Annotated in this window: 24 protein-coding genes; 13 read left to right on the top strand and 11 right to left on the bottom strand. The window is 68.7% G+C overall.

Translation table 11 applies throughout. The annotated features are described in order from the left end of the window. Window positions 1-9 precede the first annotated feature (9 nt). Both E0H45_RS31555 and E0H45_RS31550 read right to left on the bottom strand, forming a co-directional pair. Window positions 10-573 carry a hypothetical protein gene (locus E0H45_RS31555; RefSeq protein WP_131344234.1) on the bottom strand — a complete coding sequence of 188 codons (564 nt, stop codon included), beginning with the start codon at window positions 571-573 and terminating at the stop codon, window positions 10-12. 13 nt (window positions 574-586) lie between these two features. Continuing rightward, complete coding sequence (locus E0H45_RS31550) at window positions 587-1147, bottom strand: GtrA family protein (protein WP_131344232.1); 561 nt, start codon at window positions 1145-1147, stop codon at window positions 587-589. Window positions 1148-1291: 144 nt separating this feature from the next. Between E0H45_RS31550 and E0H45_RS31545 the strand changes: the two genes are divergently transcribed. The 3 genes from E0H45_RS31545 (at window position 1292) to E0H45_RS31535 (ending at window position 4269) form a co-directional block, all read left to right on the top strand. After that, on the top strand, window positions 1292-2464 hold the full coding sequence (locus E0H45_RS31545; RefSeq protein WP_238155439.1) for a 5-(carboxyamino)imidazole ribonucleotide synthase: 1173 nt from the start codon (window positions 1292-1294) through the stop codon (window positions 2462-2464). Between the two features lie 23 nt (window positions 2465-2487). Then, window positions 2488-2973: a 5-(carboxyamino)imidazole ribonucleotide mutase gene (gene purE / locus E0H45_RS31540; protein ID WP_131345825.1), complete on the top strand. Its 486-nt coding sequence runs from the start codon at window positions 2488-2490 to the stop codon at window positions 2971-2973. Window positions 2974-3048: 75 nt separating this feature from the next. Next, window positions 3049-4269, top strand: a complete 1221-nt coding sequence (locus E0H45_RS31535) for an MFS transporter (protein WP_131344228.1) — start codon at window positions 3049-3051, stop codon at window positions 4267-4269. Here the strand turns inward: E0H45_RS31535 and E0H45_RS31530 are convergent. Beyond that, window positions 4266-5603: a UDP-glucose dehydrogenase family protein gene (locus tag E0H45_RS31530; RefSeq protein ID WP_131344226.1), complete on the bottom strand. Its 1338-nt coding sequence runs from the start codon at window positions 5601-5603 to the stop codon at window positions 4266-4268. The two genes, E0H45_RS31535 and E0H45_RS31530, sit on opposite strands and share 4 nt — an antisense overlap. A gap of 124 nt (window positions 5604-5727) precedes the next feature. Here E0H45_RS31530 and E0H45_RS31525 point away from each other — a divergent pair, with 124 nt between their 5' ends. The 3 genes from E0H45_RS31525 to E0H45_RS31515 all read left to right on the top strand — a co-directional run bounded on the left by E0H45_RS31525 (window position 5728) and on the right by E0H45_RS31515 (window position 8731). Beyond that, window positions 5728-6891, top strand: a complete 1164-nt coding sequence (locus tag E0H45_RS31525) for an acyl-CoA dehydrogenase family protein (RefSeq protein WP_131344224.1) — start codon at window positions 5728-5730, stop codon at window positions 6889-6891. Between the two features lie 372 nt (window positions 6892-7263). After that, a complete protein-coding gene (locus tag E0H45_RS31520; RefSeq protein ID WP_131344222.1) occupies window positions 7264-7542 on the top strand; it encodes a hypothetical protein in 279 nt (92 codons plus the stop codon). Window positions 7543-8005: 463 nt separating this feature from the next. Then, complete coding sequence (locus E0H45_RS31515; RefSeq protein WP_238155438.1) at window positions 8006-8731, top strand: hypothetical protein; 726 nt, start codon at window positions 8006-8008, stop codon at window positions 8729-8731. A 239-nt stretch (window positions 8732-8970) separates the two neighbouring features. On the opposite strand, the gene E0H45_RS31510 is transcribed toward E0H45_RS31515, so the two are convergent. The 3 genes from E0H45_RS31510 to E0H45_RS31500 all read right to left on the bottom strand — a co-directional run bounded on the left by E0H45_RS31510 (window position 8971) and on the right by E0H45_RS31500 (window position 13483). Continuing rightward, window positions 8971-9861 carry a hypothetical protein gene (locus tag E0H45_RS31510; protein WP_238155437.1) on the bottom strand — a complete coding sequence of 297 codons (891 nt, stop codon included), beginning with the start codon at window positions 9859-9861 and terminating at the stop codon, window positions 8971-8973. Window positions 9862-9951: 90 nt separating this feature from the next. Continuing rightward, the gene (locus tag E0H45_RS31505) at window positions 9952-12705 is read right to left on the bottom strand and encodes a heparinase II/III family protein (RefSeq protein WP_131344218.1); all 2754 of its coding nucleotides are present in this window, start codon (window positions 12703-12705) and stop codon (window positions 9952-9954) included. Window positions 12706-12925: 220 nt separating this feature from the next. Beyond that, window positions 12926-13483 carry a TetR/AcrR family transcriptional regulator gene (locus tag E0H45_RS31500; protein WP_131344216.1) on the bottom strand — a complete coding sequence of 186 codons (558 nt, stop codon included), beginning with the start codon at window positions 13481-13483 and terminating at the stop codon, window positions 12926-12928. Window positions 13484-13594: 111 nt separating this feature from the next. Here E0H45_RS31500 and E0H45_RS31495 point away from each other — a divergent pair, with 111 nt between their 5' ends. The 4 genes from E0H45_RS31495 (at window position 13595) to E0H45_RS31480 (ending at window position 16829) form a co-directional block, all read left to right on the top strand. Then, window positions 13595-14314: an MBL fold metallo-hydrolase gene (locus E0H45_RS31495; protein WP_131344214.1), complete on the top strand. Its 720-nt coding sequence runs from the start codon at window positions 13595-13597 to the stop codon at window positions 14312-14314. Between the two features lie 137 nt (window positions 14315-14451). Continuing rightward, on the top strand, window positions 14452-14892 hold the full coding sequence (locus E0H45_RS31490) for a hypothetical protein (RefSeq protein ID WP_131344212.1): 441 nt from the start codon (window positions 14452-14454) through the stop codon (window positions 14890-14892). Window positions 14893-14901: 9 nt separating this feature from the next. Further along, entirely contained in the window at window positions 14902-15420 is a 519-nt protein-coding gene (locus E0H45_RS31485) for a GNAT family N-acetyltransferase (RefSeq protein WP_131344210.1), read from the top strand. 47 nt (window positions 15421-15467) lie between these two features. Continuing rightward, entirely contained in the window at window positions 15468-16829 is a 1362-nt protein-coding gene (locus tag E0H45_RS31480; protein ID WP_131344208.1) for a serine/threonine-protein kinase, read from the top strand. Here E0H45_RS31480 and E0H45_RS31475 read toward each other — a convergent pair. Beyond that, a complete protein-coding gene (locus E0H45_RS31475) occupies window positions 16826-18736 on the bottom strand; it encodes a vWA domain-containing protein (protein ID WP_131344206.1) in 1911 nt (636 codons plus the stop codon). The genes E0H45_RS31480 and E0H45_RS31475 overlap by 4 nt on opposite strands. An 86-nt stretch (window positions 18737-18822) precedes the next feature. Between E0H45_RS31475 and E0H45_RS31470 the strand changes: the two genes are divergently transcribed. After that, window positions 18823-19380 (top strand): helix-turn-helix domain-containing protein, encoded by a 558-nt coding sequence (locus E0H45_RS31470; RefSeq protein ID WP_131344204.1) that lies wholly within the window; start codon window positions 18823-18825, stop codon window positions 19378-19380. 23 nt (window positions 19381-19403) lie between these two features. Here E0H45_RS31470 and E0H45_RS31465 read toward each other — a convergent pair whose 3' ends face one another. From E0H45_RS31465 to E0H45_RS31450, 4 genes are all read right to left on the bottom strand, one after another. Then, a complete protein-coding gene (locus tag E0H45_RS31465; protein WP_131344202.1) occupies window positions 19404-19607 on the bottom strand; it encodes a DUF7489 domain-containing protein in 204 nt (67 codons plus the stop codon). 38 nt (window positions 19608-19645) lie between these two features. Then, the gene (locus E0H45_RS31460; RefSeq protein ID WP_131344200.1) at window positions 19646-20410 is read right to left on the bottom strand and encodes a hypothetical protein; all 765 of its coding nucleotides are present in this window, start codon (window positions 20408-20410) and stop codon (window positions 19646-19648) included. A gap of 109 nt (window positions 20411-20519) precedes the next feature. Next, window positions 20520-21200, bottom strand: a complete 681-nt coding sequence (locus tag E0H45_RS31455) for a DsbA family oxidoreductase (protein WP_131344198.1) — start codon at window positions 21198-21200, stop codon at window positions 20520-20522. Continuing rightward, the gene (locus E0H45_RS31450) at window positions 21197-21676 is read right to left on the bottom strand and encodes a pyridoxamine 5'-phosphate oxidase family protein (protein WP_131344196.1); all 480 of its coding nucleotides are present in this window, start codon (window positions 21674-21676) and stop codon (window positions 21197-21199) included. The genes E0H45_RS31455 and E0H45_RS31450 overlap by 4 nt, the downstream gene beginning before the upstream one ends. 231 nt (window positions 21677-21907) lie before the next feature. On the opposite strand from E0H45_RS31450, the gene E0H45_RS31445 reads away from it, so the two are divergent. Together E0H45_RS31445 and E0H45_RS31440 are read left to right on the top strand one after the other, a co-directional pair. Beyond that, on the top strand, window positions 21908-24667 hold the full coding sequence (locus E0H45_RS31445) for a LuxR C-terminal-related transcriptional regulator (RefSeq protein WP_131344194.1): 2760 nt from the start codon (window positions 21908-21910) through the stop codon (window positions 24665-24667). After that, on the top strand, window positions 24664-25164 hold the full coding sequence (locus tag E0H45_RS31440; protein WP_131344192.1) for a hypothetical protein: 501 nt from the start codon (window positions 24664-24666) through the stop codon (window positions 25162-25164). The genes E0H45_RS31445 and E0H45_RS31440 overlap by 4 nt, the downstream gene beginning before the upstream one ends. Window positions 25165-25245 lie beyond the last annotated feature (81 nt).

Genomic DNA, 25245 nt, shown 5'->3' with positions numbered 1-25245 from the left:
CGAACAGCTTCAGACTGCTTCGACGCCGTCCACGAGCCATTGGCCGGCGACCGACTGGAGCGTGAGCTGCACCCGGGTGCGCTGGACGCTCGGTGTCGACGCGCCTTTTGTCGTCGTGGTGGTGTCGACGAACAGGAGGACGTGCGCCGTGGCGTCCGTCGCATCCTTGACCGCGGCGTCCGCGACCTCGGCCTTGGCAACGGCCTGCTGGCTCAGCTGTTGCGGCCGGATCGCGGCCACTGTCTTCGCGAACTCGGCGCCGAACTTCTCCGTCGTGACCTTCCGGGTCGCCGACGCGTAGTCGTCGAGCTTTCGGTAGTCATAGCTGAAGAGGACGCTGACATCGGCCTGCGCGGCTGCCAGCACGTCCTTGCGTACCTGCTCGCCCGGCCCGGCCTCGTCGAGCTTGCGCTGCAGGTTGTCGGCGCGTTCGAGCTGCGTCTTCGCGTCGGCCCGCACGATGCCGACGGCCACGGTCCCGGCGACAACGGAGCCCACCAGCAGCACAGCCAGAACGATGCTGACGACAACCGCAGGATGGAGCCGCGACCGCGCCTGCACGGGGGAAGTCATCGACCAGCCGGGGTCAGCGGACCGCGGGCAGATCTCCGGTCGACTCCCCGTCGAGTTCGGCGGGGGAGTCCGGGGTCGGGGTGTGCTCGGCCTCGTCGAGCGCGAGTTCTTCCTTGAAGACGAACTTGCGGTAGGACCAGAAGCGGAACAGGGTGCCGAGGCCGAGGCCGATGAAGTTGGCCGCGATGTTGTCGGACAGCCAGCTGTGCAGGTCCAGGACGTACCGCGAGAAGGCCAGGCAGCCGGCCGCGATCAGCAGGCCGATACCGTTCAGGACGAAGAACAGCACGTACTCACGGTGCAGGCCCGAGCGCTCCCGGTGCCGCCACGTCCAGTACCGGTTACCGAAGTACGTCACGATCGTGGCGACCGTGGTCGAGATCAGCTTCGCCGTCAGCGGCTTGTGGTGCAGCATGCCGACACCCGAGTCGGCGAGCACCAGCGGGTTGTTGAAGACCAGCCAGTTGTAGATCGGCAGGTCGACGACCAGACCGAGCAGACCGACCAGGCCGAACTTGGCGACTTCGTGCACCAAGTGCTGGAACTGGCGGTACAGCGTGGTGACGAGCTTCAACGGTCCTCGGAACCTTCTGTGATCACACCGCGACGGGGAGGGCAGCTTCCCACGGTACCCGGCGACCGGTCCGACCCCGAAATCGCCCGCGTGCCGCGACAGCCGCCGTACGCCCGATGATGTATGGACATTAGGCTCACCGCTGTGAAGTTCGATCGTAAGGATCTCCCTGTCGGTACCCCGGTGGTCGGCATGGTCGGCGGCGGGCAGCTGGCCCGGATGACCCAGGAGACGGCCGTCGCCCTCGGAATCCAGCTCCGCGTGCTCGCCGAGGGCGCGACGGTGTCGGCGGCCCAGGCCGTCGCGGACGCCCCAGTCGGCGACTACAAGGACTCCGAGACGGTACGGCGGTTCGCCGCGGAGTGCGATGTGGTGACGTTCGACCACGAGCACGTCCCGACGGGCCTGCTGCACTCGCTCGAGGCGGACGGGATCGCGGTGCGGCCCGGCCCGGACGCGCTCGTGCACGCCCAGGACAAGGCCGTGATGCGCGCCCGGCTGGACACCTTCGACGCGCCGGCGCCCGCGCACCAGGTGGTCGCGACGCCCGCCGACGTCGCGGACTTCGCCAAGCGGGTCGGCGGTTTCCCGATCATCCTGAAGACCACCCGCGGCGGGTACGACGGCAAGGGCGTGTGGTTCGTCGACGGTCCCGAGGACCCGCAGATCGCGACCGCGTTCGGCAGCGGCGTACCGATCCTGGCCGAGGAGAAGGTGGACTTCGTCCGCGAGCTGTCCGCGATCGTGGCGCGCTCGCCGCACGGGCAGGCGGTCGCGTACCCGATCGTCGAGTCGGTGCAGCGGGACGGCGTCTGCGTCGAGGTGACCGCGCCCGCGCCGGGTCTGGCGCCGGAGCGGGCCGCCCAGGCGCAGCAGACCGCGCTGCGGATCGCCGGTGAGCTCGGCGTGGTCGGCATCCTCGCGGTCGAGATGTTCGAGGCGCGGGACGGGCGGCTGCTGGTCAACGAGCTGGCGATGCGCCCGCACAACACCGGGCACTGGTCGATCGACGGCGCGGTCACGTCCCAGTTCGAGAACCACCTGCGCGCGGTGCTCGACCTGCCACTCGGTTCGCCGGCCGCGCGAGCGCCGTACACCGTCATGGTCAACGTGCTCGGCGGCGACGTCGAGGACATGCACCGCGGCTTGCTGCACTGCATGGCGCGCGACCCGGGCCTGAAGGTCCACTTCTACGGGAAGTCGGTCAAGCCGGGGCGCAAGGTCGGCCACGTCACGGCGTACGGCGACGACCTCGAGGAGACCCGTGAACGCGCGCGGCACGCCGCCGCGTACCTGACCGGCACGATCGACGAATAGGAAAAGCAGTGATTGGCATCGTGATGGGGTCGGACAGCGACTGGCCGACCATGAAGGCCGCGGCCGAGGTGTGTGCCGAGTTCGACGTGCCCTTTGAGGCAGATGTGGTGTCGGCGCACCGGATGCCGGCCGAGATGATCGACTACGGAAAGTCAGCACACGAGCGGGGACTGAAGGTGCTGATCGCCGGCGCCGGCGGGGCCGCGCACCTGCCCGGGATGCTCGCGTCGGTGACCCCGCTGCCGGTGATCGGCGTACCGGTGGCGCTGAAATACCTCGACGGAATGGACTCGCTGCTGTCGATCGTGCAGATGCCGGCCGGAGTGCCGGTTGCGACGGTCTCGATTGGGAACGCTCGTAATGCGGGGCTGCTCGCGGTCCGGATCCTGGCTGCGTCCGACGAGAAGTTGCGGGACCGGATGCTGGCGTTCCAGGAAAGCCTCGCGGGGGCGGCACGGGCCAAGGGCGCTACGGTGCGTGACGGGGCGGCAGAGCTGCGTAAAGGCTGAGGCAGTCACTGGTTTTCCACAGGACGGGGCGGGTAGTCATGAGTTCCCATTCGTTGTCGTCTAAGGTCGTCGATCGTGACTCCGCCCACTGACTCGGACACGCAGCGCATTCCGGGCCGCTATTGGATCTGGCTGTTCGGCGCCGTCGTGTCTCTCCTCGGCGATCTGACGATGACGTTCGCCATCGGCTGGTCCGCCACCCAGCACGGCGGCGGCGTCGCCGGCCTCATCCTGTTGCTCGCCGCCGCCCCGCGAGCTGTTCTGCTGCTGGTCGGCGGCGCGATCGGCGACAAGTACGGCGCTCCTCGCGTGCTGCTGGTGAGCTGCACCGCGATGTTCCTGGTCACCGCGGCCCTCGTCCCGGCCACGCTGGCTGTCGGCGAACCCGTGTGGTTGCTGGTGATCCTGGCCCTCGTCGTCGGAACGATCGACGCGTTCTTCCTGCCCTCGTCACGGTCGATGCCGCGTCTGCTGGTGCCGCCGGCGCAGGTGCCCCGAGCGCTGGCGAGCTTCCAGGTGACCGGCGTGGTCTTCGCCGTCACCGGCACTGCGGTCGGCGGCGTCCTGGTGAGCTGGGCCGGACTCACCGCGGCCGGCGGTTTCGACGCCCTGACGTTCGGCGTGATGATCATCGTCCTGATCCTGCTGCGGAATACGATCGCGCCTCCCGGCCGGATGCCGGCCGGCATGCTCCGCTCGATCGGCGCCGGGATCCAGGTCGCCTTCGGCCGCCCGCTCACCCGGGCGCTGCTGATCACGATGACGGTTGCGGCAGGTCTGCTGATGCCGCTCGACGCACTGCTGTTCCCGCTGCTCGCCCGCGACCACGGGTGGAACGCCGCGACCGCCGGTCTGCTGGTCGCCAGCCGGAGCCTGGGAGTGGGGGTGATCGCCCTACGCATCCTGATGCGGGGCGCGTTTCCCCGCCCGGGCATCTTCGCCGCGCTCGGACTCCTGGTGGCGGCTGCCGGACTGCTCGGCCTTTCGGTGCTCGAGCCACTGCCCTTGACGTTCGCCGCCGGCGTGCTGAGCGGGATCGGCGTCGGTACGTTCACCGGTCACGTGCTGCCGCTGCTCATGAACTCGGTGGAGCGTGAGTTCCAGTCCCGTCTGCAGTCCATCGTCGTGCTCTGCCAGAGCCTCGCGATCATGGTGGCGAACCCGCTGCTCGGCGGCCTGGCCGATGTGAGCGGCATCGGCATCACCGGTGTCTGCCTGGCCATCTCGGTGGCAGCGGCCATCACCGGGTGCGTCGTGCTGACGCGCCCGGTCCTCCGATCCGCAACAGTCGCTTAGGGCCTGCCCGGCGCCCGGTAGGTCCAGCCTGCGGCGCGCCACGTGTCGGCGTCGAGGTTGAGGCGGGCGTCGATGACGACCGGGTGGGTGACGACCCCCCTGAGCGCGGCCGGGTCGAGCTCGCGGAACTCCGGCCACTCGGTCAGGTGCAGTACGGCGTGCGCCTCGCGGCACGCTTCGACCGCGGTGGGGGCGTAGCGCAGGGTCGGACGGACCTTGCGGGCGTTCTCCATCGCCTCCGGGTCGAACACCGTCACGTTCGCGCCGTGCAGCTGGATCCGCCCGGCCACGTCGAGTGCGGGCGAGTCGCGGACGTCGTCCGTACCGGCCTTGAACGCGGCGCCCAGCACCGTGACGTTCTTGCCGATCCACTCGCCGCCGAGCATCTCGTGGGTCAGGTCAACGATGCCGGCCCGCCGGCGCTGGTTGATGTCGTCGACCTCGCGCAGCAGCGTGATGACCTCTTCGACGCCGAGTTCGCCGGCCCGATGCATGAACGCGCGCAGGTCCTTCGGCAGGCAACCGCCGCCGTACCCGGGCCCGGCGTTCAGCGCGCCGCGGCCGATCCGCTTGTCGTACCCGAGCGCCTCGGCCAGCTGGGTGACGTCCGCGCCGGTCGCGTCGGCCATCTCGGCGAGCGCGTTGATGAACGAGATCTTCGTGGCCAGGAACGCGTTCGCGCCGCCCTTCACCAGCTCCGCGGTCGGCAGGTTGCAGACGACCACCGGCGAACCCTCGCTGATCGGGGTGGCGAACACCTCGCGCATCCGGGCCTCTGCGGCAGCGGACTGGACGCCGAACACCAGGCGGTCCGGGTGCAGCGTGTCCTCGACACCGTGCGCCTCGCGGAGAAACTCGGGCTGCCAGGCGATCTCGACCGCCGACCCGGCCGGCGCCTCGGCGTGGAAACGCTGCTCGACGATCGTCGACGTACCGACCGGGACCGTGGAGCGGCCGACCACCAGCGCCGGCTTCGTGAGCAGCGGCGCGAGCATGTCGACGACCGAGTGCACCTGGGCCAGGTCGGCGGCCTCGCTGCCCTCGAGCTGCGGCGTTCCGACGCAGATGAAGTGCACGTCGGCCCAGTCGCCGATCTCCCGGTAGTCCTTGGTGAACCGCAGCCGGCCGGAGTCGACGTGCTTCTTCAGCAGCGGGTCCAGCCCAGGCTCGTACAGCGGCGCCTTGCCGTCGTTCAGCAGCTTCAGCCGGTGTTCGTCGATCTCGACCCCGATCACGTCGAAACCGAACTCGGCCATCCCGGCGGCGGTGTTCGCGCCGAGGTAGTTGGTGCCGATCACGGCGATCCGCAGGGGGCGGGAGGTCGCTTCACTCATGTCCGGGACTCTACCCATCGTGGTTATCAGCCGGTTATCGGCTCATGTCTGGAGAGTGCGCTCTTGCTCACTTTCGGCGTACGACGTCCTCCGTCGGCGAGATGTTCGTCGTACTGTGTGACTCGTGAGTAACTCATTCGAGCTGTACGCGCTGTCCGAGGAGCACCAGGCGATCCGCGAGGCCGTTCGCGACGTCTGCGACGCCAAGGTCGCCCCGCACGCCGGGGACGTGGACGAGCTGGCCGAGTTCCCGAAGGCGTCGTACGACGCGCTGAAGGCCTCGGACTTCCACGCGCCGCACATCCCGGAGCAGTACGGCGGCGCCGGCGCGGACGCTCTCGCCACGGTGATCGTGATCGAGGAGGTCGCCCGCGCGTGCGCGTCGTCCTCGCTGATCCCGGCCGTCAACAAGCTCGGCTCGCTGCCGCTGCTGCTGTCCGCCTCCGACGAGGTCAAGCAGCGCTACCTGCCGCCGGTCGCGGCGGGCGACGCGATGTTCTCGTACTGCCTGTCCGAGCCGGAGGCCGGTTCGGACGCCGTCTCGATGAAGACCCGCGCGGTGCTCGACGGGGACTCCTACGTGCTGAACGGCGTGAAGCGCTGGATCACCAACGCCGGCGTCAGCGACTTCTACACGGTCTTCGCGGTGACGGACCCGGACGCCCGGTCGAAGGGGATCTCCGCCTTCGTGGTGGAGAAGTCCGACGAGGGCGTCTCGTTCGGCGCCCCGGAGAAGAAGCTCGGGATCAAGGGCTCGCCGACCCGCGAGGTGTACTTCGACAACGTCCGGATCCCGGCCGCGCGGCTGATCGGCGACCCGGGCACGGGCTTCGGCACCGCGATGGCGACCCTCGACCACACCCGCGTGACGATCGCCGCGCAGGCGCTCGGGATCGCGCAGGGCGCGCTCGACTACGCGCTCGGGTACGTCAAGGAGCGCAAGCAGTTCGGCAAGGCGATCGCCGAGTTCCAGGGCCTGCAGTTCATGCTCGCGGACATGGGCATGAAGATCGAGGCCGCCCGTCAGCTCACGTACGCCGCTGCTGCCCGCTCCGAGCGCGGTGACTCCGACCTGACGTACTTCGGCGCCGCCGCCAAGTGCTTCGCCTCCGACGTCGCGATGGCGGTCACCACCGACGCCGTCCAGCTCCTCGGCGGCTACGGCTACACCCACGACTACCCGGTCGAACGCATGATGCGCGACGCCAAGATCACCCAGATCTACGAAGGCACCAACCAAGTCCAACGCATCGTCATGGCCCGCCAACTCCTCAAGGGCATCAGCTGAGGCTGTTTCCGCACGTCAGTAGCATGGTCTGCCTTCCAGGCAAGGACTCTGACACGCTCGGCCGATGGCGCTCAGACTGCAGCCGAATCGTCTCAGCAGCTAGCTGCGGGACGCTGCCAACGCTGAGGGGCAGCATCCACACCGGGCGCCGCAGCATGCAGCGAGATAGCCGTCCAGAGAGGCTATGCATTCCTGGCCAAGACAAACGATTGATGCTCGCTCCGGCTCCGGCTCCGACAGCGGCTCGTGCTGCCTGATGTTTGCTGCGCGTGCTTGAGGAATAGCATGTAGTGTCTATCAAGGTAAGCCCTGGACCCCGGTGCCGAGGAACTGCCCGTCCGCGACTTCACCCGCGAGCTTGCCGAGTCGACGATGATCGAGATCGGCCTCGACCTGCCCTGGCCCGCCTACGGTTGTGATCCCGCCACGCTCGCCGGCCGATCCGTGTACGTCGATGACACCGGTCAGCCCCGCAATGCGGCGTACATGATCACGCGTGCCGTCGTCTCCGGCCGCACCTTGAGGCTGTACACCGACACCACAGCGATCCGGGGCTATCTGGACGACCAGGACTTCGACAAGGGCTTCGCCTACGACCTGGAGGTCGGCCGGGTGGCCCGGGTCCCGCAGTTGCGCACCTGGGAAGTGTGACCTCGGCGGCCGGAAGGCTGCGTTCGATGATCAACGCGCCCCCCGAGGGCGCTATTTGGTGACGCCAGGCGGTCCGTAGATGGACCAAGGTCCTGCTGGGTGTGGGTCTTCGGTCCCTGGAACGCGAGCGGGTGCCTTGGGAATCTTGGTTGGGCGGTGCAGAGGGGTGCTGCCTGAGGGGCCAGTTCATCGCGGGACTCGGGTCCTGGCGTAGCCATCTCCGCCAGGGCCCGGGCCGGTACCTCGTGATAGGTGCGTTGCTGGGTTCGATGCGGAACCAGGGGGATTCGACATGATGAAATGCACGCGGATGATCGGCGTACTCGGAGTTGTTGTCTTGGCCGCAGGTGTGGTGTCCGGACCAGCGGCAGCCGGCCCGGATGCGACGACAGATACCTGTTGGGTGGGGCTTGGGTCTGTGACGCCGGGCGGTGACCACGCTCGTGGATCGGTCACAGCGACTGTGCCTCCCACCGGCGGGACGTACGTCCTGGCCAAGGATGTGTTTCCCGATGGGCAAGTCAGGCTCAGCAGCGCGGCGAGCGTGTACGTCGATCCGGACTATGGAGACGCCGAGGTGTCCAGCGAGGTCGTCATGGGGGACGCGGCCTACGACAGCGCCTACAGGATGGAAGGCGGCCAGGTTGTCGAGGGCAGCCTCCGTCGCGTAGGCGGTGGTTGGGCGAGCTTCACGGCGCTTGAGAAGTCGTACTACCAAGCGTCCGACGGATTTCGGCGTACCGAAATCTACGGGCTGCGCGGCGACGGCACGCTGTTCCGATGGGAAGGCGGCTGGCAGCACAAGACGTCGGCCCCGGGGTTCGCGGCGGTCAAGTCGATGGCTCTGATCAGCAAGACTCGGACGTATGACACGTTCCTGGCCAACACCCGTGGTGGGGCGCTGTACACGATCCACATCCCTACGACCTCACCGATGAAGCCTGTCGTCAGGCTCGTCCGCCGCTCGACCTGGCAGAACTTCGAGACGATGGTCGCCGCCAAGTGCGGCCAGTACGGAACGCTGCTATTCGGTCTCGACAAGCAGACGGGGAAAGGTCATCTGTACGCCGTCGGCCACGCGAACGGACTCGCGACGGTTATCCAGAGCCGGGGCGAGGTAACCACCATCTTCACCGACCCGGTCTACTTTCACATGACCCGCCTGGACGAGCAACTCTTCGGCGAGTGACATAGGGCGCTGCTCCGTCGCTGCTCCGTGGGACGCTGACAAACCTCGATCAGCGACGGAAACCGGTGAGCATGAAAGTGCAGGTCACGGGCCAGATCGGCGGACAGCGCCGATCTGGCCTGCAAGCCACGCCAAAATCACGCAGATCTACGAAGGCACCAACCAGGTCCAACGCATCGTCATGGCCCGGCAGTTGCTGAAGGGCCTCGGCTGACACGTTCTCAGAACACTAGTCCTTTTCATTCGCCGTTGAGGGGGCCGTTGGGGACCAGCCAGCGGAAGTAGATGTTTTCGGTGAGGGTGGCCGGGACCTTGCCGCGGGATTGGATGACCGTGGTAGTTCCGTTGGCGTGGCCGACGGCGTACAGGTAGGCGGTGTCGGTGTCCTTGTCGATGCCGAGCAGAACGGTGCCGTACTGTCCGCACTGTTGCGCGACCATTGTTTCGAAGCCCTGCCAGGTCGAGCTGCGGACCTGCTTGACGACCGGTTTCATCGGCGCGCTGGTCGGAATGTGGATGGTGTACAGGGCACCGCCGCGCGTGTTGGCGAGGAAGGTGTCGTAGGTCTTGGTCTGACTGATCAGCACCATCGACTTCACCGCGGCGAATCCGGGTGCGGAAGCCTTGCTCCGCCAGACGCCTTTGGCGTCGAGGGTCCAGCGGAACAGGGTGCCGTCGCTGCGGAGCCCGTAGGTGTTCCAGCGGGTCATGTTGGCGTCGTTCGGGCCTTGGTACTGCGACTGCTCCAGCGCGACGAAGGCTCCCCAGCCACCGCCGATCCGATTCCCCGGATTGCCGTCCTGAACGCTGTTCCCGTCATAGGAGGTCCGGTACAGCCCGTCGCCGATGAGGACGAAGCCGTCGACGATGATTCCGACGTCCGGGTCGGCCTCGCCGACAAACGTGCTACTGGTCCGCACCTGCCCGGGTGCGTAGACGCTGCTCGCTACGAGGGCGTTTTCGCCGGCGCTGGGCGGCACGGTTGCGGTGATCGGCTGTTCCCGGTGGTCACCTCCGGAAGTCACCGACCCCAGTCCCATCCCGCAGATCGAGCTCCCCGCTGCCATCGCCGTACCAGGTAGCAGGCTTCCTGCCACCAGCACAGCCGCCGTACCAATTGCCTTGAACATCGTGCACCACCCCTTTACGTGCACGATGCCGGTCAGGGCCGTTTTGTTTACAAGCTGCTCGTGATCAGCAACTGCCCTACGTCTGCTGCCTCAGGGCGCTGCCGCCGCGTAGACGAGGTCGCCGGTGCGGGAGAAGGTGACGCGGATGCCGTTGAGCAGCACCTCTGTGGCGTTCGGAGCGGCGATGCCGATCGCCTTCGCCGGATCGGTCGAGGCCGTGAGCCCGCGGCCGTCGACACGCAGCGTGGAACCGGCGTACGTGGCCGCGACATCGTTCACCGTGACCGGCGAGGTGAGCAGAACCTTGCCGGCTCGCTTGACCGACGATCCGTCGTACATGACCAACGACTGGACGGCTCCTTCCTGGACGTACAGCATCTTCCCGTCGAAGCTGTACGACCCGAACGAGCGGGCGGCCTTCGAGGCCCACGACTTGTAGTACGTGCCCCGGCCACCGTCGCCGTACCGGATGTCCAGTGCCGTCGCGAGATCCGGCGTCAGTGTCCCGACCGCCAGCCGATTGATCCGTACGGCGTCATCGGCAGCCGCCGGCGCCGGTAGCAGCAGTGTGTCGAACGTGGCGTTTCCCTTGCCCTGCTTGACATACGAGGCGTACTTCGCGTCACTCACGTGATAGAACGCGGGCGAGTAGTACCCGTTGCGCACCTGGGCTGTGAGCTTCTCGGGATCAGCCGGGACGACGGTCAGGTTCGCACCGGAGGCGAACTTGGTGACCGCTGCTTTGGAGGTGGCGGCTTGCACGGGATTCGCGTCCGGCAGGAAGTGCCAGTTCTGCTCGTAGCGATGCGTTGCGGTGTCGCGCGGCTTGAGCTGATCGGACACCAGCGACACCCCCGAGCGCAGCGTGAGCACAGACCTCGCGTGCCAAGCCTTGGCGGACGCGTCGGTGTTCCCGCTGATCAGGTCGAACGCAGGGTTGCTGACGAAATGGGTGATCTCCCCGGCGGCTGTGTTGTTCTGCGGGAGGTTGTCGACCTCGACGGTGTTGTGGGCCTCGGTGGTCTTGCGCAGCCAGTCCGATCGCGGGTCCGAGCTGTAGGAGTAAGTGCCCGGGTCGACCAGCAACTCGCGGCCGTGTGCGTAGGTGACGAGCGACAGTTCATCAGGGTGGCTGTGCGGGCCGCGATCGATGTTGTACCGCAGGTAGGAATCGGCCGCCGACCAGCCCGAGCGGGACACTGCCACCCGGGTGTCCGGGTACCGCGCCGCGACGTGCTGGGGTTTCGTGCCGGCTTTCCCCGACGTACCGACGTAGATCAGTTCCTGGTCGCCGAGCAGCTCGCCGAGCCGGCGCAGGATCGAGCGCTGGTCGTCGCTGCCGCTGTCGCCGTAGTTCGCGGTGTAGCCGTTCGGGAGCGTCTGGTCCATCAGGAAGTGGCCGAGTGCGCGGAGCTTCTCGGTCGCGGGGAAGGCGATCCCGTGCTGCTTCATGAACTCGACGAGGTCGACGTACTGCGCGACGTACCCGCGGGCGTAGCCGCTGGTCGCCTCCCGGTACCCGCCGTCGGGGTAGGTCGAGTCGTTCAGCTGAGCGGCCAGGAAGTCGGCCGCGTTGGTCCGCCAGCCCGCGGCCGCGGTGAACTCCGGTAGGTAGACGGCGGCGTGCAGCAGCGAGATCTTCTGGGTCTGCATCCAGTTCGGGCTGTCGTGGACGTTGCCCTGCAGGTGCAGGCCCGATCGGTACATCGTCTTCAGGATCTGGACATTCTCCTCTGCGTCCAGCGAGGGGCTGGTGCGCAGGATCTCGTACGCCGCCGTCCAGTTGTCCAGCCGCCGCGCGGTGTCCAGGCTGCGTGGATACGAGCCCGCGCCGTACTCGGTGCCGTACCCGTCGGCATCGGAGATGAAGTCGGTCATGGTGCCGATCAGCGCATCGGCGTACTTCTCGTCGGCGGTCTTCTGGTACGCCGTGGCCAGCGGACCGGCGAAGAAGAAGCGCGCCAACTGGTACCAGTACTCCTTGTCGGCGCCGGTCGGCAGCAGCCAGTCGAAGCCGCCGGGGTCGCCCTGCCAGGAATACGTGTTCTGCACGGTGTTCTTCCAGGTGCGGGTGCTCTCCACGAACGTCTCGGAGTTGCTGAACACCATGACGTCCTTGGCCGCGTCCGCCCGCCCGGTCAGCGTCAGTGTCGCGTTGCGCACACCGGAGACGCCGGTCAGGTCGAACTGCAGGAAGGCCTTCCGGGTCTCGGCCGTGAACGGACCAGCGCCTTGATCCCGGACCTGGAGCTGGTCCTTGGCGCCGTACGCCGTACCAGCGTCGGCACCTGCCTTGATGTACGTGTCGGCTGTGGGGTTGAGCGTCCGCACCGACCCGTCGTCGAGCGTCAGCCGCAACGCCGGCTTGCCCGAGGCCTTCTCGCGGCTGTTGACGACGACCGTGACCGGATCCTTGATCCGCGCCATCAGCAGGAAGCCGGCGGTTCTGCCCGTGATGGCGGAGGTGACATCAGCGCTGACCGCTGCCTCCTGGGTGCCGAAACGCGCCGTGGTCAGGTAGGCCTCGCCGGAGCCCAGCGTCCAGATGTGGTCGGGCGTCAACTCGAGAACACCGGGCCAGTCCTTGTGCGTGAACTTCCCGGCATCGTTGGCTGGACGCGCCCGGTAGTAGGCGAGCAGCTCACGCTTGGCCGCGGCGTAGTCACCTTTCTGTACGGCGGCCTGGACCTGGCCCAATCCGGCCACGCCGTAGTCGAGGAGCCTGAAGAACTCCGCGTCGGACAGGTTCTCAGCGGTCGAGGCGTCGCGGGCACCAAAAGTCCCGGCGAGCACCATCAACGCGGTGGCGGCAGCGACGACGGTCGCCCGCAAACTGGTACGCATACAACGATCTCCCCAGTAGTTCAACGACGGCGGACTGGGGCGCCACTCCCCTCGTCGCGGCGCCCCAGGATGGTGACGGCCCGTCAGTCGGCCACGGTGTGTGAGTCCGTGCAGTGACACCGCGAAGCTACCCAGCGAACCTTTCCACTCGCTTTCCACTCACTTTCAGGCTGAGCTCAGAACGCCCGGTGGGCAGCTCCCAAGGGGTTTGCGGAACCCCTCAGTCGATCGCGAGGGCGGACAGCACGCGCGACAGGCCGAAGTCCCAGGCGGCGTCGACGTCGCCGCCGAGGCGGAACGCGCCGGCGAGCTCCATCGTGATGAAGCCGTGTGCCCAGGCGACGAGCATGCGTGCTGACGGCAGCGCGTCGTCGGCTCCCGCCAGCAGCTCCATCCGGTCCAGCAGGGTCGTGCTCGTGCGTCGTGACCGCACCTCCGCGCCGCCGATCAGCGGGTCGGAGTTGAACATCAGGCCGTAGGTCGCCGGGTTCGCGAGTGCGAACCGGCGGTAGGCCGAGGTCATCGCCCGCAGGTCGGTCATCGGGTTGCCGGTCGAGGCGGCGGCGTCCAGGAGGTCGGTCAGCTCGTCGGCCACCTGGTCGAGCACGAGCCCGATGACGTGATAGCGGTCCCGGACCCGCTTGTAGAGCGAGGGACTCTTCACGCCGACCTCGGCCGCGATGGCGCGCATGGTCAGGGCGGCTGCGCCCCGCTCCTCGAGCAGCCGCCGAGCGGACGCCACGATCGCGGCTTCGGACGTCACTGCCTGGGCGGGCATCGCGACCACCTCTGGCTGTCTCTGAGGATTCCTCTTGTCATCCTCACCAAGGCTACATAGTGTAGCCATCACTGCGCGTCGGCGTGGGCTGAGCAAGAAGGAGCGCATGTCGTGAGGATCGCCGATGGGCTGCACCGGATCGGTTCGGACGTCGTCAACAGCTACCTCGTCGTCACCGGCGACGGGGTCACCCTGATCGACGCGGGCCTGCCGGGCTACTGGAAGTTGTTGCAGGCCGAGTTGGAGGAGCTGGGACTCTCGCTCGACGACGTGCGGGCGCTGGTCCTGACCCACGGCGATACCGACCACATCGGCTTCGCTGCCAGGCTGTACGCCGAGAAGGGCATCGCGGCGTACATCCATGAGGCCGACGCGCCGCGCGCCCGGCTGGACGTGAAGAAGCCGAACTCCGGATGGGGCCCGATCAAGGTGGGGCCGCTCGCGAGCTTCCTGTGGTACTCCGCACGGCACGGCGGTCTCCGGATCCCGCCCGCGACCGGTCTCCAGACGGTCGCGGTCGACGAGGTGCTCGACATCCCCGGCGCGCCACGGATCATCCACATGCCTGGGCACACACCGGGCAGTGTCGCCGTGCATGTTCCGGCTGTCGACGCGGTGTTCCTCGGCGACACGTTCACGACGAGGAACGTGCTGACCGGCGCGACCGGCCCGAAGCCGGCGCCGTTCACGCTCGAGCCGAACCAGGCGATCGCGTCGCTCGACAGGCTGGGAGACGTGAACGCCACCTGGGTGCTGCCCGGCCACGGACCGGCGTGGGACGGCGGCGCACCCGAGGCAGTGCGTCTGATCCGCGAGGCTGCCGCGGATTGATCCGCAGGACCAAGTCGAACGGTCAGAGAACGCCGGCGGCGCCTCGTCTTCGGGGGACGGTTGTCTGGCGATGAGGGGTCGATGGACCCTGAAGGCGGTCCCCGGTGCGGATCATGCTGGGGGCGGAGGGGATCGTCATGGTGATTGATCGGAAGCTCGGCGGTGTTCTACCGCTGCCAGCACGTCTGGGTCGGCAGGACAAGATCTTGCTCGGGTTGTTGCTGTTCAACGGGGTCAGTGCCGTGGCCGGAGGGCTCGCGCTGATGATGGACTGGATCCCCGAGCAGCCGTCCTGGGTTCGGCACACCGACTTTCCCAGCAACTACTTCCCCGGTGTGATCCTGATGGCCCTGGTCGGCGGCACCTCTCTGATCGCCGCCACCGTTCTGGTCAAGCGCATCGACGGCTGGCAACTCGCCGGCATCGTTGCAGGGACCGTCATGGTGTTCTGGATCATCGGAGAGCTGGCCTCGATCCGTGGATTCCACTTCCTGCAAGTGATCTACCTCGTCACCGGCGCGCTCGTGGTGATGCTGACGCCAGGTCGCGCGAACGGCGGGCTCCAGCGGCAGGCCTAGGGTGCTCACATGCACTCTCCCGCGGAGCGGATCTTCCTGCGCTCGCTCGAACTGGCGGATCTCGCGAGCTACGTGTCGTGGGGGCGCGATCGGCGTTTCTGTGAGCATGCCGGCTGGACGGTGGACCTGCCCGCGGCTGAGCTCGAGGCGCACTGGCGGGCGCTGATCGAACGCCCGATACCGGACCATCTCCGCCGTGCGGCAGTTGCCGGCGACGAAGTGGTTGGGTACGTCGATCTGGCCGGTGCGGAGCCGGATCGGCGCGAACTGGGCTACGTCATCGGGCCTTCCGACCGTTGGGGACTCGGCCTGGGCGGGATCGTGGCGCGGCTCGGGCTCGAGTACGGGTTCGACGTACTGGGGCTCCAGGAGATCTGGGCCGAGGCGGTGGACGCCAACCGGGCATCCGTGCGCATCCTGGCGGCACTCGGCATGACGGAGACCGGTCGCGGGGAGGACGAATCGTTGCTCGGGGCCGCGAGCTACTACCGGCGCTTCTCGATCAGCAGGGCCGACTGGGCATCGTGATGGAATACGGTGTGCGTCCAGCTGCGACGTACTAGGAGGTCCACGGGGTGCCGGATGTGTTCGCCGGACGGTTCGAGCTCATCGACCCGATCGGGGTCGGTGGAGCAGGCACCGTGTGGCGGGCCTGGGACCGGCGGCAGGAGCGGCTGTGCGCGGCCAAGGTGCTGCGGCAGCGCGATGCCGGTGCGCTGTTGCGTTTCGTCCGTGAGCAGGGGCGCCGGCTCGATCACCCGAACGTGCTGTCGCCGTACGGCTGGGCGGCCGACGACGACATGGCGTTGCTGGCGATGGATCTCGTCGGCGGCGGATCCGTGGACAACCTGGTGGCGGACTTCGGACCGCTTCCGCCGCGGCTTGCTGCCGAGCTGTTGGGTCAGCTGCTCGGGGCGCTCGACAAGATCCACACCGCTGGTGTTCTGCACCGCGACGTCAAGCCCGCGAACCTGCTGCTCGAGACAACGGGCACTGCGCGGCCGATGCTGCGGTTGAGCGACTTCGGTATCGCGATCGCGCTGGGGGAGCCGAGACTGACGGTCCACGGGACGGTCGTCGGTACGCCGGGTTACCTGGCTCCGGAGGTACTTGCCGGGGCCGCGCCATCGCCACGCCAGGATCTGTACGCCGCCGGCGTCACCGCCTGGCAGCTGCTCACCGGCGCGGAGCCTCCCGAACGCGGATCCCTGCCGACGCGTCCGCCGGACGCCACCGACCCGATCTGGAACGTGGTCGCCGCCCTGACCCAACCCGATCCGACGACCCGCCCGGAATCCGCGGCCGAAGCCCTCGCCGCCCTCGCCCCGTCCCTGGCCGAGCCCCTCGCGGTCCCAGCCCACACCCCCGACGGCGAACTCATCGAGGTCTTCGATCACCTACCCCAACTCCCCGCCACCAGCCCAACCCCCACGCTCCAGGACGCAGCCCCCGCATCTCCCGAGGACGAAGGGCACACGCCCGCCCAGGAACACCCACCCCACGACGCCCAGGCCAACCATCCGCCCGCGCGGGAGGCCTCGCAGCGGGGTGAGGTTCGGCGGGCGGGTGGCCGTGTTGGGCGGCGTACGGCGGTTGTTGTTGCGGTGGCTGTGATGGTGGCGGTGGTCGGGGGCGGGGGTGCTGCGTTGCTCGCGGTGTTCGATCCGTTCGGGGATCAGCCTCCGCCGTCGGGTGCTTCACCGTCGCCTACCGGATCGTCCGAGAGCTCGACGTCAGTCAGCGGACCGATTACCAGAGGTCCGGGCACGACCGGCGTGACACCGGCGACCCCGGCGACCCGGTCCGCGGATCCGCAGATCCGGGCCGGCCAACCGTGCGGATGGCAGGCGGCCGGCTCGGTAGAAACGGCTGCTGACGGCACTCGGGTTGAGTGCCGCCAGCAAGGATCGTCGTACCTCTGGGTGAAGGTCAGCTAGTAGGGCCGGCTCGGTCCCGACGGGCGCCGGCCGCGCAGGATCAGCGCGATCGCCACACCCGCCACCGCGAGCAGTCCGGCCGCTCCTCCGATCACCCAGGGGAGCGCAGAGCTGGAGTCGTCCGAGTTCGCCCGACCGTCGATCGGCCCGCTCGCAGTGCCCGAGCCACCCTCCGGCGACGAGGACGGCGAGCTGCTCGACGACTCGCTCGACGACGGTTCGGCGCTCGGCGTCGCCTCAGGCGTGCTGCCCACGGAGCTGTACTCAGGCCCGCTCACCTTGGTACCTGCCACCGCCAGGTCGATCTTGACCGGTACGCCGCCCGCACCATCGGCCGCACCGAGCTTGACCATGATGTAGTACCAGCCGTCGACGGCCATCTTCCGGATGTCCGCGGCGCCCCCGTCGCGGTTCAGGTACATCACCCGGGTCGTGGCGATCGGCTTGCCGTCGAACGGCAGCGTCATCGTGTTCCCGGTGTACGCCGTGGTGTCGCTGTCGATCTCGTCCCGCACCGGGTTGAACAGGGACGTCGCGACGTTGACGGTCTCCCCGTCCGGCACCCCGCCGTACGTGATCCGGTACGCGAGCCCCTGACCCCAGTCCAGCTTGACGCGGTAGAACAGTTGCTCGCCGTAGTACACCGTCTCGGCGTACCGGCCCGAACCGGCCAGCGTGGTGGCCTCGTTGAAGGAACCGCCGCCACGGACCGCCTGACCGGCCCCGGCCGGCTGTCCCGCGAACTGGACCAGCGCGGCCTGCGCGGGATCGCCCTTTCCGCCGGTGACCGGCGGCTCGACCCGGACCAGCAGCTCGACCGGCACGCGGTCGGTGCCCTTGTTGTCGCGGGTCAGCCGCAGCGTGTAGCGGCCCGCTTCGTCACAGGTCCTGCTCTGGCCGGTGCCGTCCGCCAGTTCGTCCCAGCGCAGCACAGTGCTCAGGCTGCCGCCGTCGGCCTTGGCGCGGGTGTGCAGTTGCCGTTCGCGCTTGTAGCAGTCGGCGCCGCCCGGGCCGGTGATGCGAATGTCCAGCGCTTCGATGTCGCGGACGTTGCCGCGCGGGAAGATCGCGGTGCCGGCGAAGTACAGCGTCTCGCCCTCCTTCAGATCGACCGCGTAGAAGCGCTCTTCCTGCGAGTTGAGAGTGTCGACGTACTGGCCGGGGGCGACCAGCGGCGCCGTGGTCGGGTCGTTCGTCCCGGTGATCGGCTTGCCGACCGGCTCGTAATGCCGCAGTGCCCGTTCGGTGACGCGTCCGAGTACGCCGGTCAGCGTGCCGGCGTCGTCGGCGTCGTGGTACGTACCGCCGGTGGTTTGCGCGATACAGGCGAGCTGCGCGCGGGCGGCGGCGCCGACCCGGAATCCGATGGTGTGAACGTGCAGGTCGATGCCCTGCCGGTGCAGCTCCTTGGCGACCTCGCACGGCTGCGGCGGCGCGCAGGTGTCCTCGCCGTCGGAGACCAGCACGATCGAGCGCTGCCCCTCGGCGGGAAGCTGCGCCGCGGCGGTCCGCAACGACTGGCCGATCGGGGTGTAGCCGCGAGCCTGTGCGCGGCTCACCGCGGCCTTCAGCGCCGGCTTGTTCACCGCGCCGACCGGCTGGACCACCTGGACGTCCTTGCAGCCGGCGGCCTTCTCGGATCCGGCCGAGCCGGTGCCCGCGCCGTAGATGGTGAGCCCGACCCGGGCCTCCGCCGGAAGGCCGTCGACCATCGTGGAGACGGCGCGCTTGGCGGCGTCCATCCGGGTGCCCGTGCCGCCGGCGTCCCGTGCCTTCATCGACCCGGACGAGTCCAGCACGACCATCACCGGCGAGTACGGGTCGGCGGCCGGGGTCGCGGCTGCGTTTGCAGACGTTAACGCGATGGCGAGCCCGACTACGGCTAACAGTGCAGCGCGGCGTATCATTGCTACTCCCAGTGTTTGCAGATCGGAACAATGATGACCCTAGCGTTTGCATTTGTGATTTGCAACCGCAAAGTTCCGGAGGAAAAGTGACCGACGCGCACACCCGCAACGTCGAGCGGCAGATCGAATGGTACGGCGAGCCGCTCGGCGACCGGTTCGCCCGGCTGCTGGCGCGGCTGGGCCTTTCGCAGGCGCAACTTGCCGGGGTGCTGGGACTTTCGGCGCCGATGTTGTCGCAGCTGATGTCCGGTCATCGGTCGAAGATCAGCAGTCCCGCGGTGCTCTCCCGGCTGCTGCACCTGGAGGCCATGGTCGGCGACGCCGCGTGGGACGCGCTCTCGCAGGACGAGCGGTCGCGCCGGCTCGCCGACGTACGGGCGGCCGAACGTTCCACGCTGACCATGGTGACCTCCGAGGTCCAGCCCGCCGAGGCCGCGCCTGCCCGGCCGCAGCCGGCGGGGGATCCGGTGACGGTGATCCAGGACGTACTGCGGGCCGTGGCGTCGGCGGCCGAGCTCGAAAGTGCCGCACACCTGCTCGAGCAGGACTACCCGGACCTGGCAGAGGCCCTGCGCGTGCTCGGCACCGGCCGCACACCGGACGCCCGCGCGTACTACTCCCGGATCGTCGCCGGCCCGGCCTGAAGCAATCGGTGTCAGCTCGGGGATCAGCCGCGCGCCGGATCCGCGCCGGCTGCCTTGGTCACGCGGTCGCCGACCTCGAGCTGCTTCCAGAGGTCGCGCTTCACCTTGACGTCGCGGACCTCGCCGCCGTCGAGCTCCACCTCGAGCTTGCGGTAGAGGTTCGCGCCGTCGTACATGGCCCGGGACTTCTTGACGACAACCCCGCTCCAGGCCTCTTCATCAGCCATCAGTAACTCCTTCGTCACGGTGAGTTGCCAACGCTAGCTCAGGTCAGCGCGAGGTCGTTGACGAAGCTGTCCGACCAGTCGGAGAGCGTTGGCAGGCGTTCGGACCAGATCTTGGTCCGCGGCGTTCCTGCCGTGCCGGAATCGCTGTCCGGCCAGTAGCCGATCATCGAGCGCAGCGTGCCGACGTGTTCGGTGAAGTGGTCGTCCAGGCGGACGATCGTGGCGACCCGGGCGGCGCCCAGTCGGGCGATGACCTCCGGCTCGCGGAACACGGTCCCGATCGCGCCGCCGAGGTTGGCCAGTTGGGAGTCGCAGGGATGGGCTGCCACCGATTCGGTGATCACCAGGGTGTGGGTGTCGGGGAGGTACCAACCCTGACGCTCGGCGATCCGGTAGAGCTCGGTCAGTCGGGTCCGCAGGTGCGGGGTGGTGGCGAGTCCGGTGCCGGCGTCCTCGCACGACGAGGCATGCAGGTACGTGAGCGTGCACTCGGTCCAGCTCTGGCACAACGCCCGGACCGCCTCGAACGACGGCTCCTCGTCAACGGTCGCATACGTCTTCCGCAGTACGTCGAGGGCCGCCGTCAGCGGAACCTCGCGTTCTGCCAGCCGTCGTCCTGCCGCGGCCGCATGCGGGATCGGATCCGATCCGCCCGCCAGCGCCTGGAGCAGCGGCCGGAACACCGTGTCATGGCTCGGCCCGCGCAGCCGATGCCGCCCTCGGGTTGGTGCTGGATCCGGCTCGAGCAGCGCCTCGGCCGCAGTCGTGGTGGGCAGCTGTTTGCGCAGCTTGTCGATCAACATGGCGGATCCCCGTTTGACTACCGATGGTGGTCGCCCACCTGGCCGGCGGGCGACTCGTACGCCCTGAGACGCTCGGCCTGCCGAACCATGACGCGAGTCCGGCAGAAATCTAGGATCCGGGTGCCGCGGCGGCGTGCAGGAGGCGTTTCGGCCAATCCGGGTCGTTGCTCTGAGCGATCGGGTAGCCGGAGGCCCACGGGCCTTCCCAGCGCACCTCGATGCCCGGGTTGTGGATGTTGGTGCCGTCCGGGAGGAAGAGGTGCGGGCTGCCCTGCACGGCATCGGTGACCGCGACGGCATGGTCGCCCATCACCGCGGATCGTGCCCGGCCGTCGTCGAGGGCCGCGGCCAGTTCGGTGGCGTCGACCGACTCGACGTCGGCCGCGATCTCGAGGATGGTCTGCCGGTGACCGATCGGCCGGGACTCGAACCAGAAGCCCCGGCGCAGCGCCGCGTCGAGGTCCTCCGAGGCCTGTAAGCCCTGGGCCTTGGCGGCGTGGACCGCCTCGGCGGCGAGCAGCACCGTCGACGGATAGGTCCAGTCGGGCTGTGTCCACAGGCGGAACCCGATCTCAGGCGCGATCTGCCCGAGCCCGACCGCCTCGCTGTCGGTCCCCGGCCGGGAGTGCGGACCGTTGAACAGTTCCAGCGCGAACGTGTGGTGATCCAGCCGCACCACCCCGTCCAGCCCGAGCTCGGCCCGAGCGGTCCGGAGCCGGTGAATCGCGACCTGCGCGAACGGACACAACAAATCCGACCAGACCTGAATCGTCCCGGGTACGACGTTCACTCGTCCTCCTCGTGGTCGGCGCCGGACGGATTGCTGGTGAAGTGCTCCGGCGTGATCAGCACCGCCGTACGCCGATCCGCCACCATCTCCCGGTCGTACGCCTCCAGGTCCGGATGTACGCCGCCCGCTGCGTGGTAGATGTCCCGCAACAGCACCCGCAACCGCTCCGCGTCGACCTCGGCCAGTGGATCGTCCGGACCAGCCAGCTCGACCGATCCGCTCACGCCGATCCACTCCCACTCCGCGCGGAACACCAGCGTCGCGGCAGGCGTCCGCCGCAGGTGCGCGAGCTTCGCGGTGCCCCCACGCGCAACAAACGCCACGACCGGCTCCCCGGTCACCGGATGGTCGATCACCCCGGCGTTCACCACCGACGCGGCCGGCTCACCGGACCGTCGCTGAGTAATGGCTACCGCCAGGAAATGATCCCGCTGCCCGAGTTCGTTGATCCGGTCGAGTCCCGCCCGCGTCTCCATGCCACCACATTAACGGACCATGGTCCGTTTCTTCAACCGGCTTCGGCCTGCTGGGAAGTCGAACGCATGACCTCGTAGTCGGTCGGTGCCGCGATCGGTTAGGGACACTGCCGGAATCGGTTGAGTCCAGCTAGTCTCGATATTTCGGAGCGCTGGGGCAACGACGGAGTTCAAGACCAGGTCGCATTGGTCAAGAAGGTGCAGTACGTCGGCCAGGGGAGGGCGACGAGGGTGACCTCGATCGACCGGCAGCACCAGGCAGGTGACCCGCAGGGGGTGGGGGCTGTCCCGCGTCCGCCGTCGACCTTGGTCGTCCGGGAGCGCCTGCATGCCGCGCTCGACCTCGGCGCACGGTCGCCGCTCACGATGCTGGTCGCACCGGCCGGCACCGGCAAGACGGTCCTGTTGTCGGACTGGGTGACTCGCTGGCGAGCGCCCGGTACGCCGGTGACGTGGATCGGTGGGCAAGCGGCGAGCTCGTTGGGACCCATTCTCGAGCAGGCGATGGCCGGCGACCCGCAGGCCCCGGGCCTGGTCGTTGTCGACGACGGTCATTTGCTGTCGGCAACTATTCTGGCGGATCTGGCACTGGTACTGCGGAAGTCGCCGCACTCGCTGCGCATCGTGCTCGCCAGCCGGTACGACCTGCCGCTGCCGGTGTCGGAGCTCGAGTTGCGGGGCCTGGCGCTGACGCTGCGCTCGCGGGACCTGCGCTTCACCGACGCCGAGGCAACCGAACTGGTGAAGGCACACGCGGGCAAGGCGACGGCCGCGGACATCCGATTGTTCCAGGCCAACACGGCTGGCTGGGCCGCCGCGTTGGTCCTCGCGGCCCGGAGCTTCGCGGCGTCCGGCGAAGTCGCCTGGTCACCGGTCAACCAGGGCCCTGTTCTCGACCTGTTCCTCGGTGAAACCTTCAGCACCCTGGACGAGCGCGTCCAGACCATGCTGCTGAGCACGTTCGGGGTCCCGTCGGTCACCGGCGAGCTGGCCGCGATTCTGAGCGACGACTCGGATGCGCCCGCCGTGCTTGCGGACCTGGCCCGCAACGGGCTGTTGGTCACTGCGTACGTCGACGGTGCGGGCAGCGAGCCGGTGTACCGCTACCACCCGCTGCTCGTCGAGCTCTTGCGGCGCAAGGTCGTCGGGAGCGCGGAGTGCGCGAGGATCGTCGCGGCCGCTCAGCACCGGTCCGCGCTGTACTACGAGAGCCGTGGCGACAGCGTCACCGCGCTGCGCGGCGCACTGGGCGCGGAGGATCCGGCACTCGTGGCGCGGATCGTGCTGGGCCGCGGACCGGAGCTGCTCGCGGCCGGCGAACGGGATCTGGTCGCCGCCGCCTTCGCGGTACTTCCCGCCGACTACCTCGAGACCCACCCGCACCTGACCGGTGTCCGCGGCCTGCTGCGTCGCGTGTCCGGCGACGTGGCCGGCGCGATGATGGACGCAGCCGCGGCGGACCGGTTGACCGACGAGCGGGATCCGGCGGCACCGACGCCCGACGACGATGCCCTCGACGCGGATGCACTGCTGCTGCGGCTGTGGAAATCCCGGTACGGATGGCACGACGTCCATGCGGCGATCGATCGAACCCGGTCCTTGCTGGCGCTGGATCGGACAGCGGGCGGCCGACGCAGCGAAGCCGTACTCGGACCGGAACGGCTGGCCTGGTTGCTGATCGAGCTGGCCGCGACGGAGACCTGGGCCGACGACCTCGACAGCGCGTCGGCGCACCTGGACGAGGCGCTTGTGTCGGCACGGATGGCGGCGCATGCCAGGCTGATCGCCGGCGGACTCGTACACCGCGCCGTCGTGCAGTACGTCCGCGGTCAGGTGCGGAATGCCGCCAGGTCGGCCCGGGAGGCGCTCGATACCGGCGGCGACGAACTCCCGTGGGAGTACGCCGTGCGCGCCTACGTGGTGCTGGGATTCGCGGCCCTGAGCGACCTGCGGCGTGACGAGGCGTGGCGTTGGCACGAGCTCGTCGCCGTGACGGAAACCGCCGAGTCCGACACGGTCGTCGCGGCACTGCGCGCGCTGCTCCGGGGCGTGCTGCTGATCGAGGACGGCCGGCTCGACGAGGCGTTGTCCGAGCTGAACGCCGATCCCGCCGCGGTCGGTCCGCTGCCGTCGTTCCTGGCGCGCGACTGGGCGCTGTTGCGGTTCCGGCTGGCGGTGCTGATCGGGGACGAGCACGGCGCCGTGGTGCAACTCGCGGAACTCGACCGGGTCGGGAGCGGCTCCGAGGCCGAGTTGCTTCGGGCCATGCTCACCATCGGGCAAGGCGACCTGCGGGCGACGGTGTCGATGATCGACGGAGTACTGGCCCGCCCGGGCATCTACCCACCTGTCGCATCAGCGGGGGCGGCGTTCCGGACCATTCTGCTGGTGCGCGCGGCCGACCCGGTCGCTGCCGAGGCGTCGCTGGTCGACACCCTCATTCGAGTGGCACCGCAGCGCATCCTGCATGCCTTGATCCCCGCGGGCGGTGAGCCGGTCTTCCTCGACCAGCTCCGCGAGTACGTCGTAAGACCGAACTCGCACCCGTTCGCCCCGATCGCGCTCGAGAAGCTGTCCGCCTACCGGAGCAGGTCGACCGGGTCCGGTGGAACGACCTTGCTGATGCGGACCAGGCCGGACGCACACGCCGTACCGCCTCGTCGCCTCAGCGCTGTCGTGAACGGTGCGCGGATCCGGCTGACGGCGAGGGAGGCCGAGGTCCTGGACCAGCTCGCGCTCGGCAACTCCTACACCGAGATCGCCAAGGCGTTGTTCATCACCGAGAACACGGTGAAGACCCACCTGATGGCGCTGTACCGGAAACTCGGTGTGGAGAAGCGGTCCGCGGCGCTTCGGATCGCACGCGGGCTCGGACTGGTCCAGCCGGCACCTGCGGTGGAGACCGGCCTGCCAGGAACGACGGGGCCCTCGAAGGGTCCTTCTACTGGGCCTTCTACTGGGGCACTCGGCGGACAAAGGAGACTGCGATGAATCAGGGCCTGCTGAACTCGTTGACCGAGGCCGAGCGGTTGTTGGTGGCCGAGGCCGAGCGGGACGCACTGAAGCAGTTGGACGAGGACGAGTTGCTGGACCTGCACCAGCGCATCCGGCGGGCGCGGACGAAGTACGTCAAGAACTACCGGCGCGGCGCGAGCGCGGCCGTTGCCGACGTCGGCGGCCGCGGCCTCTCGTACGCCCGGAACCAGCGCGACCGGGACAAAGCCGAACTGTTCGAGTCGGTGCTGGCCACCGTGAGCCGTGAAGTCGCAGCCGCCGCGCGGCGAGCCTCGATGGAACTGCGGGCCGAGCGGATCGCGGCGGGGCGGTCGGCCCGCCCGGCGCTCGCCACCGCGAAGCGGCCGGCCGGCAAGCCCGCGCCGGCGACCAGCACGAGGCCGCGTACGGCCAAGACCACCGGGGGCCTCAAGAAGGATGCCTCCACCCGCGCGCTCGGCAGCCGACGGCAGGCCGCACGCGATTCCCGCTGACCCGTCCCCGGCTCCCCCGATTCGGGTGATCCCAAGAACGCCGGGTTCGGTTCTGCTGGATTCCGCGGCGCCCAGGAGGTG

Origin of the sequence: Kribbella soli, from assembly GCF_004331345.1 — a bacterium.
GTDB lineage: Bacteria > Actinomycetota > Actinomycetes > Propionibacteriales > Kribbellaceae > Kribbella > Kribbella soli.
This window is presented reverse-complemented; position numbering and strand designations above follow the sequence as displayed.